The organism is Microbacterium sp. Leaf320 (assembly GCF_001423485.1).
In the GTDB taxonomy this organism is placed as follows: domain Bacteria; phylum Actinomycetota; class Actinomycetes; order Actinomycetales; family Microbacteriaceae; genus Microbacterium.
Genome location: NZ_LMOD01000001.1, coordinates 882,516 through 894,021, shown reverse-complemented (window position 1 = coordinate 894,021; position 11,506 = coordinate 882,516). Strand labels below are relative to the sequence as shown.

The following is an 11,506-nucleotide window of genomic DNA, read 5'->3' as shown; positions in this document are numbered from 1 at the left end:
TCTCACATCGACGAATAGGCGACGATGCCACGGCGCACGCCGTCGAGTGCGACTCGCGCATTGCGAGCGAGCGCGCCGTCCTCCGCGACGATCGACAGCTGGTCGAGCAGATCGATGGTCTGCTTCGCCCAGCGGACGAAGTCACCCGCCGCCATGTCGGCGTCGATCAGGACGCGATCGAGCATCCCACCCCGCGCCCACGAGTGCATGGCACCTGCGAGGCCGGCCGCGAGAGGTTCGCTGCCGGGCAGATGATGATCCTTCTCGAGGTCGTCGAGCTCCGCCCACAGCGTCGTCGTCTTCTCGTACGCGGCTCGGAACGCACCGCGCGGCAGATCCCTCTCGCCCGAGTTCGCCTCGTCCCTGCGCGGTTCGTACACGAGGCAGCAGGCCATGGCTGCGAGTGAGGGCGCATCGAGACCGTTCCAGAGTCCCTGCCGCAGCGACTCGGCGACGAGCAGGTCACGTTCACCGTAGATCCGGCGCATCGTGCGCCCGGAGTCCGTGAGAGTCGTCACGTCGTCGCCGTCGCGGTGGAGATAATCGAGCGTCTCGAGCACCTCGACCACACGGTCGAAGACCCGCGCGACCGTTCCGGTCCTGGTCTCGATCTGCCGACGGATGCGGTCGTTCTGCCGCTTCAGCTTCCAGTACCGCTCAGCCCAGCGCGCGTGCGCCTCGCGGTCGGGGCAGCGATGGCATCCGTGCCGCTGCATGCGGGTGCGCAGACTCTGGATCTGCTTCATCCGCTTGTCCCGCGAAGCGCGGGGCGCATTCGAATCCTGTCGGTTCTTCTTCTCGAGGTCGCTGAGCTCGCGCCGGATGGAGGCGTAATCGAGGAAGTCGCCGTGATCGCAGACCATGGCCGCCTTGTACCCCTCGAGCGACTCTTCGGCCTCGCGGACCTGGCGCGCGAGTCCCACGACGGCCCGATCGGCCTGGAACTGCGCGAACGACGACTCGAGCACCTCACGGGCGCGCGCCTTGCCGAACAGGTCGATCAGGTTCACGGCCATGTTGTACGTCGGCCGGAAGCTGGAGTTCAGTGGATAGGTGCGTCGCGAGGCGAGCGCAGCGACAGCCTGCGGGTCCATCCCCTCGGTCCACTGCACGACCGCGTGCCCCTCGACGTCGATGCCGCGGCGGCCTGCGCGCCCGGTCAGCTGGGTGTACTCGCCGGAGGTGATGGCGACTCGCGCCTCACCGTTGAACTTCTCCATCTTCTCGAGCACGACCGTGCGCGCGGGCATGTTGATGCCGAGCGCAAGGGTCTCGGTCGCGAAGACGACCTTGACGAGCTTGCGCTTGTAGAGCTCCTCGACGACCTCCTTGAATGCCGGCAGGAGACCTGCGTGGTGGGCGGCGACGCCCCGCTCGAGGTTCTCCAGCCAGTCCCAGTATCCGAGCACGCCGAGGTCCTCGTCCTGCAGGGAGCGGGTGCGATCCTCGACGATCGCGCGGATCTCGGCCTTCTCCTCGGTCGTCGTGAGCCGCACCCCCGACCGCCGGACCTGCTGGACGGCGGCATCGCAGCCGACGCGGCTGAAGATGAAGAAGATCGCCGGAAGAAGGTTGGAGCGTTCGAGCAGCCGGATCACGTCCGGACGATCCATACGTTCGATCCGCCGCACGTTCGAGGCGCGGACAGGACGCCGTCCGCCCCGCGGCGGGCGCTGAGCCTGCCTTCCGGCATGGCGATTGCTGCGATACGACTGCGCGTCACGATTGTTCTCGTAGTTCGAGCCTGTGAACGAGCGGATGCGCATCAGCTCTTGGTTGACCTGCGCCGTGGCGATGCCCGCCCGATCGTCGAACAGCGGCAGCAGGTCGTCGCGCACCAGCACGTGCTGCTCCAGCGGCACGGGGCGGATCTCCGAGACGATCACCTCGGTATCACCCCGCACGGTGTCGAGCCAGTCGCCGAACTCCTCAGCGTTAGAGACCGTGGCGCTCAGCGATACCAGCCGCACATGCTGCGGGAGGTGGATGATCACCTCTTCCCACACCGCGCCGCGGAAGCGATCAGCGAGGTAGTGGACCTCGTCCATCACCACGTAGCGGAGATCGCGCAGCGCGGCCGAGTCCGCGTAGATCATGTTGCGCAGCACCTCGGTCGTCATGACGACGATCCGCGCATTGCCGTTGATGTTCGTGTCGCCCGTGAGCAGGCCCACCTCGTCCGGACCGTACACGTCGACCAGCTCGCGGAACTTCTGGTTCGACAGCGCCTTCATCGGCGTCGTGTAGAACGCCTTGTCGCTGGGGGTCTGCATCGCGAGATTGATCGCGAACTCTCCGACGATCGTCTTCCCCGCACCGGTGGGAGCGGCGACGAGCACGCTGCTCCCGTCTTCGAGCGCGTGGCAGCCTTCGATCTGAAAGGGGTCGAGTGCGAACTTCTGGCTCGCGGCGAACGCGACGGTCGCCGGATGTCCCGCGGCCTCGCGCGCTGCCGCGTACCGCTCGGAGGGCGAGCTCATGCGGTCACGGGCTCGATGCCCGCTGCCGCATCGCGCTTGCGCTTGCGTCTATCGAAGAGCATCGAGATGAAGGTCGCGGCGAAGTACAGCACGATCATGGATCCCATCAGCAGCAGCATCGAGAAGACGTCAGCGGGCGGTGTGGTGACGGCCGCGAAGATCGTGCAGACCAGGATCGCGACCCGCCACCCCTTGAGGATCTCGCGCCCGGAGACGATTCCTGCGACGTTCAACGCGACGAGGAAGACCGGGAGCACGAAGGCGATGCCGAGCACAAGCAGGAACTTGAAGACGAAGTCGTAGTACGTCGAGTAGTCGAAGAACTGCGCCATGCCCTTCGGCACGAAGCCCGCCATGATCTCGATGACGTGCGGGAGCACGAAGAAGGCGACCGTGCAGCCACCGAAGAACAGCGGAATGGCCGCACCGAGGAATCCCCAGGTGTACTGGGTCTCCTTCTTCGTGAGGCCGGGCATCACGAAGGCCCACACCTGCCACAGCCACACGGGCGCCGAGACCAGCAGTCCGATGGCGAACGCGATCCGCATGCGCAGATCGAAGCCGCTCGTGACGGTGGTGAAATTGAGCCCCGTGTACTCACGCCCGGCTTCTGCAGCGATCGTGCGAATCGGCACCGACAGGAGCTCGATGATCGGCTCCGTGACGATGAACGCGATGATCATGCCGACGACGAGTGCGCCTGCGGCGATGAAGAGCCGCTTACGCAGCTCGACGAGGTGGGCGCCGAGAGACATCCGCCTGTCGCGACCGGGAGCCTCCTGGTCGGCGGATTCGAGAGCCGACACGGGCTAGGCGGATCGAGGAGGCTGACCCGGATCCGTGTCGCGGGCCGTCACCGAGGTGTCAGCGACCGAAGCCGTGGGCGACGGAGCACCCGGCTCTGCGGGGTCACTCGCGTCCTCGTTCTTCATCGCCTTCATCTCGCCCTTGAACACCCGGGCGGACTGGCCGAGGCTCTTCGCCAGCGCCGGCAGCTTCGCCGCGCCGAAGAGCAGCAGGATGACGGCGAGGATGATCAGCAGATGTGGCCAACCGAAAGCGCCCATGATTCTCCTTCGTCGTTTGTAGAAGTCTAACCGGCGTTGGAGCTGTCCGGGTGGCGATACAGGGCGAGTCCGGCCTCGGCCCATTCACGAGTCGCCGTTCGAGCGACGCCGGGGTCCACGACCTCGAGCGCTCCGCCGAACCGCGCGGCCAGTCTCTTGATGCCGCGCGGGTCGGCCAGATGCAGACGCGCGCTGACGATTCCGCCCTCGACCTCGACGTTGTCGGCGGTCAGGAAGTCACCCAGAAGCGGTGCCACCCTCTCAGGAACGCGCACCTGCACCTCGCCCTCGTCGTCGACGGCCGAGAAGGCCTCCGGCACCTGGTCACCCGCATGGGTGATGGGGATGTCGGTCAGGCGGGCGTCGCTCACCCTGTCGAGGTGGAACGTTCGCATGGCCTGCCGTGTGTGACACCAGCCCTGGAGGTACCACTGCGCGTTGGTGATGATCACCTGGACGGGGTCGACCGTTCGAGTCGTCGGCGCCGCATCCGGTGCCTGGTAGGTGAATGCGACAGCCACGCCGTCCTGGACCCCGCGCGACACCACCTGGCGGACCTCGTCGACGGCGGTGGGTGCCACCACCACCTCTGCGGGCGCGTCGGCTGCTCCACGGGAAAGTTTGGAGATGAGACCGCTGACCAGGCCGGAATCCGACACGGCAGGCACCGCGGCGACCATCTGCAGGCCGGCCAGCAGAGCTGCGGCCTCTCGTGCGGTGAAGCGCGGCACTCGTCGGAGGGCGACGTCGTTCGTGATCTCGATGACGTCTTCATCGTCGAGCAGATCCCAGTTGATGTCGAACATCTCCTGCGGCTGCTGCCAGAATCCCGAGTCGCCCGGAAGACCGATGACCGTGAGCTTCTCGACCATCTGACGCATCTCGCCCGGGGTCACCCCGAACTCCTCGGACGCCTCGGCAAGCGACACCTGTCCGTGCTCGAGCAGATACGGCACCAGGGTGAGATAGACGCGCACCCGGTCGGCGGCGAGCAACGGCTTCGGCTGAGCACTCACGATGACTCCCTCACGTCCGAGTGCGTCGCCACGACCGCCATCAGTCGATCGACCACGGCATCCCGGAGCGCGGCGGGCTCCACCACTCGCACCTCTGGTCCGTAGGAGGCGAGTTCGTCGGCGAGGATGTGCAGGTCGACGAACGGCACGAGGATCCCCTGGGGTGCGGCGGGCGTCGCGCGACGACCGAGGCGTAGCGACGCCTCGGTTCCCGGCGTGACTTCGAGCAGAGCGGAGTTCTGCGCAGCGACGCTCTGCAGACCCGCCAGGGCTCGCTCCCCCGCTCCTTCCCTCAGTTCCGGGTCGAAAGTCTTCGGTGTGATCTTCACGTCGCCGACGATCCTGCTGAGCAGGAACATCCGGTCTGCTTCGATGTCGACGTCGACGCCGAACACGTGCCAGCGCGCCTCGTAGTCGACGAGCGCCAGGGGGCGGATGCTGCGGCGGCGCGGCGAGTCCTCTCCCGGCTTGAGATAGTCGAAGAGCACCACGCGGCTCTTCTCGATCGCCTCCTGCAGCTGTGGGAACGCCGCATCGCGGGCTGTTATGCGGGGGGCGAAGCCGATAATCGGCTCGTCGCCGTCGATGCCGAGTGCGCGGATCTTGCGGACGCCGGCCTTGGCGTCGCCCGATGCGGACTCTGCGCTCCACACGCTGCCGGCCAGCTGGAGCACGGCCAACTCGGCAGCCGTGAACTCGATATCGCCTGGCAGATCGTATTCCGCCTGCGGAATGCGGTACCGCGCCTCGCGAAGATCGTTGGGGTCGGCCTGATCACCGATCGTCTCGACGGGAACTCCGAGCGTGCGCAGCTCGTCTTTGTCGCGCTCGAACATCTTCTCGAGAGCATCCGAGCGCACACCGGCATCGGCTCGCTGACGGTACCCAGACACGTTGTCGAGGATCTGCTGCTTCGTGAGCCCGATCTCCGTCGCCATGAGCGCCACGACGAGGTTCGTCAGACGCTCTTCCGCCGGAATACGGGCTGCCATCACTGCTCCGGGACGGGGACGATGCCCAGGATGTCGACGACGATCGCGGTGGCCGGGTTGCCGTCCGCCGCGGGCACGACGACCAGCAGCTGAGACCCGACGGTCGCACCGACGAGCTCCTTCGCGGCGGGGCCGATGTTCGGCTCAGCGCCCCATGTGCTCGAGGTGACGGTCTTGTCATCCCAACCGAGCGCCATGATGTTGGTCACGATGGTCGATTCCTTCTCGACCTTCGCGCCGTCGCCCTTGATCAGGGTCTGGGTCACGGCGGATTCGGGCGCTGCGCTGTCGGGGATGATGACACCCGGCGTGCCGTCGGGCGCGCGCACGACGGTCGGGAGGCCGCGTGCGTCGTTGAACTGCGATGCGCCTTCGGCGTGTGCGAGGTAGACGTCGAGGACGTCGACGACGGCCACGATGTTCTCGTCCTCTGCGAGGCCGAAGGCCTCGACGTTCGCCTCGCCGAAGTCCTCGGGGGTGAGCACCGCCACGACACGGCTGCCGCCGGTGGCGCACTCGAGCACGGACTCGAGGCCCGGAGAGCGCTGGGCCCAGTAGGAGATGTTGTGCACGCGGCTCGTGTCGCCGTTGTACTCGGACTCGTAGAGCTTCTCGCCGCTCTCGCCGCCGTAGAAGGCGATGTCGAGCACCATCGGCTGCACTGTCGAGGTCAGCGTCTCGCCCTCGCCCGTGATGATGTCCGTGAACGCGGTCTCATCGGACTTGACCGGGGTGTACACCGTGACATCCGGTGCTTCGCCGAGGTCGCCCTCGACGGTCACGGAGTCCGCGACGGAGCCTGCGTGGGAGGTCCGATCGCAGACCTCGCCCGCGAACGTCGGACCCGCGGCGCATCCGGTCAGAGTGAGGACGGCGAGGCTGAGAGTGGCCAGAACGGCGGACGTTTTACGCACGCGCTCCAGTCTATTCCGTAGACGGCTCGGATTCGCGCGAACCGGATGCAAGACGCGCGCCCTCCGCGGCCTTGGCAGCCTCACGGGCGCGCTTTCGGAGGTTCTTGTCGTTGATCTCGCGATCGCCGATGGCACCGGGGGTCCACTGCTCGACATCGGCATCGCCGTAGCTGCTCTTCGAGGCCCGACGCTTGACCTGCGGCGCGACAGCACCGGGAGCGAGTCGTCGCGCGGTGAGCAGGAAGCCGGTGTGCGCAACCATGCGGTGGTCCGGTCGCACGGCCAGACCTTCGACGTGCCAGCCGCGCACCATCGTCTCGGAGGCTTCAGGGTCGGTGAACAGCGCCGTGCTGCGGATGTACTCCGCGACACGCGACAGCTGGGTGGCGGTGGCGACGTAGCAGAGCACGACTCCGCCGGGCGTCAGGGCGTCGGCGACGACGTCCATGCACTCCCACGGAGCCAGCATGTCGAGCACGACCCGATCGACGGAGCCAGCGGGGAACTCCCCCGGCAGCGCCTCGGCCAGATCTCCCACCACGACGTTCCAGGTGTCGGGGGTCTCGCCGAAGAAGGTCTCGACGTTGCCCCGAGCGACATCGGCGAAGTCCTCGCGACGCTCGAACGACACCAGACGTCCGGCGGGTCCGATCGCGCGGAGCAGCGACAGCGACAGCGCTCCTGAGCCCACTCCGGCTTCGACGACGACGGCGCCCGGGAAGATGTCGGCCTGCATGACGATCTGCGCCGCATCCTTCGGGTAGACGATCGCCGCACCGCGGGGCATGGACATCGCGAAGTCGCGCAGCAGCGGACGGAGTGCGAGGTATTCGTGCCCCGAGCTGTTCGCGGCCACCGAGCCGTCGGGCAGACCGATCAGGTCGCGGTGACGCAGCACACCCTGGTGAGTGTGGAGTTCGCCGTCCTCGCGGAGGGTCACGGTGTGCAGACGCCCCTTGGGCCCGGTCAGCTGCACCCGGTCGCCCTCTCGGAACGGCCCGCTCGGCCGCTGTGAGGTGGTGGAGGTCATCGGGTGGCTCCCGTCATGGAGTTCTTGCGATCGAACAGGTCGATCAGGTCTGAGGCAGTGCGGCCCTCGAGGGTCGGCCAGAGCTCGTGTGCTCCGACATGGTCGAGCGGCACGATGTGCGGGACTCCGAGCGCCACGGCGCCGGAGGCGATTCCGGCACGGAGCCCGGTCGGCGAGTCCTCGATCACGACAGCGTCGGCGATGTCGATCTCGAGGAGTCCTGCCGCGTGCAGGTACGGCTCCGGATGCGGTTTGGGGTTGGTCACGTCGTCCCCGGCCACGACGATGTCGAACGCGTCGAACTCGATCAGGTCGACGACGCTGAGGGCCATCCGGCGGAGGGACATGGTCACGAGTCCGGTCGGGATCCCCGCCGATCGCAGGTCCTGCAGCAGCTCGCGCGCCCCCGGACGGAACGGCACTCCCTGAGTGCGCAGCGCCTCCTGCACCCCGTCGGTGAGAAGCGCGACGATGGCCTCGGCGTCCATGTCGACACCGGCGTTCTGCAGGATGATCGCACTGTCGACCAGACCGTTGCCGACGAGTTGGAGTGCGTCCTCGTGGCTCCACGAGCCCCCGAAGGACTCGACCAGCGCCGTCTCTGCAGCCATCCAATACGGTTCGGTGTCGACGAGTGTTCCGTCCATGTCCCAGAGGATCGCGCGGGGCTGTCTGCTCACTGAACCATGTTAGCCGTGGCTCCGCCCCCTCCCCGCGCCGTCGGACTAGCCTGGAGGGATACCGATCCGATATCGCGAAGGGAGCCCATGATGGATGTCCTCGGTTCACGCATCGTCATCGTCGCCTTCGACGGCTGGAACGACGCGGGTGAGGCCGCGAGCGGAGCGATAGCCGCATTGCGCGAGACCACCGACTACGACCTCGTGCACTCGATCGATCCCGAGCTGTACTTCGACTACCAGTACACGCGCCCGGCGACGAAGATGGATCCCGAGGGGCGTCGTCAGCTCACCTGGCCGGAGGCCGGCCTGTGGCGTCCACGCGACCCGGGTCCCGGTCCGGAGTTCTGGGTGCTGACCGGTGTCGAGCCCGCACGCACGTGGCAGTCCTTCGCCTCGGAGTTCATCGACATCGCGCTCCGCGACGACATCACCGGTTTCGTGACGCTCGGTGCGATGCTGTCGGACGTCCCCCACACCCGACCGATCTCGATCTTCGCCTCGAGCCAGAACGAGCAGGTCCGCGAGGCCCACGGGCTCGAGCGCTCCCTCTACGAGGGCCCCGTCGGAATCCTGAGCGTCATCGAGCACTTCGCCGAGAGCGCGGGCATCCCGACCGCGAGCCTCTGGGCGAGCGTGCCGCACTACGTCGCCTCGGCCACGCCGTCGCCCAAGGTGACCCTCGCGCTGCTCGATCGCCTCGAGGAGCTGACCGGCGTCGACGTGCCGCGCGATCACCTGCGCACCGAGGCCGCGGCGTGGGAAGCCTCGATCGACGCCGCGGCCGCGGATGACGAGGACATGACGGAGTACATCCAGCAGCTCGAGCGCACCAGAGACACGTGGGACTCACCCGATGCCTCAGGCGACGCGATCGCCCAGGCCTTCGAACGCTACCTCAAGCGACGAGGAGACGGCCCCGGGGACCACAAGCGCTGATCCCCGGCCGTCCGTCCGCACTCAGGCGGCGATGACGCCGGTGCCGAGCAGGACCAGCAGGACGGTTCCGAGCAGGATGCGGTAGATCACGAACGGCAGGAAGCTGCGCTTCGAGATGTAGTTCATGAAGAACGCGATGACTCCGAGCGCCACGACGAACGCGATGCCGGTCGCCGCCAGCGTGTCGCCGAATGAGAAGAACGAGGGCTCGTCCCAGCTCTTGAACACCTGGTAGAAACCGCTTCCGAAGACCGCGGGGATCGCGAGCAGGAACGCGTAGCGGGCGGCAGCGGCGCGTTCGTAGCCGAGGAACAGGCCCATCGTGATCGTTCCGCCCGAGCGGGAGACACCGGGGATCAGCGCGAGTGCCTGGGCGAATCCGTAGGCGATGCCGTGCGGGTACGTCAGCTGGTCGAGCTTTCGGCGCTTGGCGCCGACGTGATCGGCGATCCCGAGCAGGATGCCGAACACGATCAGCATGATCGCGACGATCCACAGCGACCGGAAGACGGTTTCGATCTGATCCTGGAAGAGAAGTCCGAGCACCACGATCGGGATGCTGCCGATGATGATCATCCATCCCATGCGTGCATCGGGGTCACTGCGCGGAACGCGGCCTGTCAGCGAGCGGAACCACTGCGCGATGATGCGCACGATGTCACGCCAGAAGAACACCACCACGGCCGCCTCGGTGCCGATCTGGGTGATCGCGGTGAACGCCGCACCCGGGTCCTCACCCGAGGGCAGGAACGTGCCGAGGATGCGCAGATGGGCGCTGGAGGAGATCGGGAGGAACTCGGTGAGTCCCTGGACGATGCCGAGGATGAGCGCTTCGAGCAGGTGCATGGAGGAGCTTTCTGAATCGTGGAGCGCGGACGACGAGCCGAAGGCTCAGTACGTGCGCAGCAGATCGGCCAGCACCCGCTGACCGAAGACAAGCGATTCTACGGGTACGCGCTCATCGACTCCGTGGAACATGCCCGTGAAGTCGAGGTCTGCAGGAAGCTGCAGCGGAGCGAAACCGTATCCGGTGATGTCCAGGTACGCGAGCGCCTTGTTGTCCGTGCCCGCTCCCAGCAGATACGGGATCACCGGCACGCCCGGGTCGTGGCGACCGAGGCTCGCGACCATCGCGTCGACCAGTTCTCCTGCGAAAGGCGTCTCCATGCCGATGTCGCGCACGACGATCTCGATCTCGATGTCGTCACCGACGATCTGCTGCAGCTCGGCGAGCACGTCGTCCTCGGTCCCGGGGATGACGCGCACGTCGATCAGCGCCTCGGCGCGCTCGGGGATCACGTTGTGCTTGTAACCGGCGGTGAGAGCCGTGGGGTTCGTGGTGGTGCGGAACGATGAACGCAGGAACGCCTCCGCAGGGCCTGCTGCGGCTGCCAGAGCATCCGGGTCGTCCACCGAGCGTCCGGTGAGGTCACTGAGACCCTGCAGCAGAGCTTCGGTGGTCGCCGTAAGCCGGAGCGGCCATCGGGTCCGTCCGATGGCCGCGACGGCCTCCGCGAGCTTCGTGACCGCGTTGTCGTCGTGCAGGCGGCTGCCGTGACCGGCACGCCCCTTCGCGACGAGACGGATCCAGATCAGCGCCTTCTCGCCCACCTGCAGCAGATAGGCGCGGCGGTCGTCGACGGTGATCGAGTACCCGCCGACCTCGCTGATCGCCTCGGTGGCGCCGGCGAACCACTCGGGCTTGTTCTGCACGACCAGAGCCGAACCCTCGACCCCGCCGTTCTCCTCGTCGGCGAAGAACGCCAGAACGAGGTCTCGCTCGGGCTGCTCCCCCGCTCGGAGGATGTCGGCGACGGCGGTGAGGATCATCGCGTTCATGTTCTTCATGTCGACGGCACCGCGACCCCACAGCATCCCGTCCTTGACGATCCCGGCGAACGGATCAACACTCCAGTCCTCGGCCATCGCCGGAACGACATCGAGGTGTCCGTGGACGACCAGAGCCGGTCTGCTCGAATCCCGGCCGGGCACGCGCGCCATCACATTCGTGCGCCGCGGGATCGGTTCGTAGTACTCGACCTCGAGGCCCAGCTCCTCCAGATACGCGCCCACGTACTCGGCGGCTTCGCGCTCGCCCTTCGCATTGCCTCCCCCGAAGTTGGAGGTGTCGAAGCGGATCAGGTCGCTCGCGATGCGAACGACCTCGGGAAGGGACGGATCGGTCATGTGCCCAGGCTATCGAAACGCCGTGGCGCGCCCGGGCGTCGCCGTCGGTTTCAGGGAGCCTCGAAGCTCGTGCTAATGTAAATCTTCGTTCGGCAACGAACATCCAACACCTGCGCGGGTGGCGGAATGGTAGACGCGCTACGTTGAGGTCGTAGTGCCCGTAAGGGCGTGGGGGTTCAAGTCCCCCTCCGCGCACGGACA

General features: G+C 67.0%; 11 protein-coding genes and 1 tRNA gene. 2 read left to right on the top strand and 10 right to left on the bottom strand.

What is annotated here, in order from left to right; translation table 11 throughout:
• Positions 1 to 2: 2 nt before the first annotated feature.
• Genes ASF63_RS04260 through ASF63_RS04225 form a run of 8 tightly spaced genes read right to left on the bottom strand, consistent with a single transcriptional unit; the run spans position 3 to position 8,179 of the window.
• Positions 3 to 2,480 carry a DEAD/DEAH box helicase gene (locus tag ASF63_RS04260; RefSeq protein WP_056509870.1) on the bottom strand — a complete coding sequence of 826 codons (2,478 nt, stop codon included), beginning with the start codon at positions 2,478 to 2,480 and terminating at the stop codon, positions 3 to 5.
• On the bottom strand, positions 2,477 to 3,235 hold the full coding sequence (gene tatC, locus ASF63_RS04255; RefSeq protein WP_056510248.1) for a twin-arginine translocase subunit TatC: 759 nt from the start codon (positions 3,233 to 3,235) through the stop codon (positions 2,477 to 2,479). Before tatC ends, ASF63_RS04260 begins: the two co-directional genes overlap by 4 nt.
• A 54-nt stretch (positions 3,236 to 3,289) precedes the next feature.
• Positions 3,290 to 3,547, bottom strand: coding sequence for a Sec-independent protein translocase subunit TatA (gene tatA, locus ASF63_RS04250; protein WP_056509869.1), 258 nt, complete (start codon positions 3,545 to 3,547; stop codon positions 3,290 to 3,292).
• Between the two features lie 26 nt (positions 3,548 to 3,573).
• Positions 3,574 to 4,563: a helix-turn-helix transcriptional regulator gene (locus ASF63_RS04245; protein WP_056509867.1), complete on the bottom strand. Its 990-nt coding sequence runs from the start codon at positions 4,561 to 4,563 to the stop codon at positions 3,574 to 3,576.
• The gene (locus ASF63_RS04240; RefSeq protein ID WP_056509865.1) at positions 4,560 to 5,555 is read right to left on the bottom strand and encodes a helix-turn-helix transcriptional regulator; all 996 of its coding nucleotides are present in this window, start codon (positions 5,553 to 5,555) and stop codon (positions 4,560 to 4,562) included. Before ASF63_RS04240 ends, ASF63_RS04245 begins: the two co-directional genes overlap by 4 nt.
• Entirely contained in the window at positions 5,555 to 6,469 is a 915-nt protein-coding gene (locus ASF63_RS04235; RefSeq protein WP_056509862.1) for a hypothetical protein, read from the bottom strand. Before ASF63_RS04235 ends, ASF63_RS04240 begins: the two co-directional genes overlap by 1 nt.
• A 10-nt stretch (positions 6,470 to 6,479) precedes the next feature.
• Positions 6,480 to 7,499, bottom strand: a complete 1,020-nt coding sequence (locus tag ASF63_RS04230; RefSeq protein ID WP_056509860.1) for a tRNA (adenine-N1)-methyltransferase — start codon at positions 7,497 to 7,499, stop codon at positions 6,480 to 6,482.
• A complete protein-coding gene (locus ASF63_RS04225) occupies positions 7,496 to 8,179 on the bottom strand; it encodes an HAD family hydrolase (RefSeq protein ID WP_268769935.1) in 684 nt (227 codons plus the stop codon). Before ASF63_RS04225 ends, ASF63_RS04230 begins: the two co-directional genes overlap by 4 nt.
• Before the next feature lie 90 nt (positions 8,180 to 8,269).
• Between ASF63_RS04225 and ASF63_RS04220 the strand changes: the two genes are divergently transcribed.
• Positions 8,270 to 9,118 (top strand): PAC2 family protein, encoded by an 849-nt coding sequence (locus ASF63_RS04220; protein ID WP_056509855.1) that lies wholly within the window; start codon positions 8,270 to 8,272, stop codon positions 9,116 to 9,118.
• A 21-nt stretch (positions 9,119 to 9,139) separates the two neighbouring features.
• On the opposite strand, the gene ASF63_RS04215 is transcribed toward ASF63_RS04220, so the two are convergent.
• Positions 9,140 to 9,964: an undecaprenyl-diphosphate phosphatase gene (locus ASF63_RS04215; RefSeq protein WP_056307788.1), complete on the bottom strand. Its 825-nt coding sequence runs from the start codon at positions 9,962 to 9,964 to the stop codon at positions 9,140 to 9,142.
• 45 nt (positions 9,965 to 10,009) lie between these two features.
• Positions 10,010 to 11,305: a M20/M25/M40 family metallo-hydrolase gene (locus ASF63_RS04210; protein ID WP_056509853.1), complete on the bottom strand. Its 1,296-nt coding sequence runs from the start codon at positions 11,303 to 11,305 to the stop codon at positions 10,010 to 10,012.
• A gap of 112 nt (positions 11,306 to 11,417) precedes the next feature.
• Between ASF63_RS04210 and ASF63_RS04205 the strand changes: the two genes are divergently transcribed.
• Positions 11,418 to 11,500: transfer RNA gene (locus ASF63_RS04205), tRNA-Leu, on the top strand.
• Positions 11,501 to 11,506: the final 6 nt, after the last annotated feature.

Excerpts from the sequence above, each read along its gene's own strand:
- ASF63_RS04240 (WP_056509865.1), bottom strand. The coding sequence starts at position 5,555 with ATGGCAGCCCGTATTCCGGCGGAAGAGCGTCTGACGAACCTCGTCGTG.
- ASF63_RS04260 (WP_056509870.1), bottom strand. The coding sequence starts at position 2,480 with ATGAGCTCGCCCTCCGAGCGGTACGCGGCAGCGCGCGAGGCCGCGGGA.
- ASF63_RS04215 (WP_056307788.1), bottom strand. The coding sequence starts at position 9,964 with ATGCACCTGCTCGAAGCGCTCATCCTCGGCATCGTCCAGGGACTCACC.
- tatA (WP_056509869.1), bottom strand. The coding sequence starts at position 3,547 with ATGGGCGCTTTCGGTTGGCCACATCTGCTGATCATCCTCGCCGTCATC.
- ASF63_RS04220 (WP_056509855.1), top strand. The coding sequence starts at position 8,270 with ATGGATGTCCTCGGTTCACGCATCGTCATCGTCGCCTTCGACGGCTGG.
- tatC (WP_056510248.1), bottom strand. The coding sequence starts at position 3,235 with ATGTCTCTCGGCGCCCACCTCGTCGAGCTGCGTAAGCGGCTCTTCATC.
- ASF63_RS04210 (WP_056509853.1), bottom strand. The coding sequence starts at position 11,305 with ATGACCGATCCGTCCCTTCCCGAGGTCGTTCGCATCGCGAGCGACCTG.
- ASF63_RS04230 (WP_056509860.1), bottom strand. The coding sequence starts at position 7,499 with ATGACCTCCACCACCTCACAGCGGCCGAGCGGGCCGTTCCGAGAGGGC.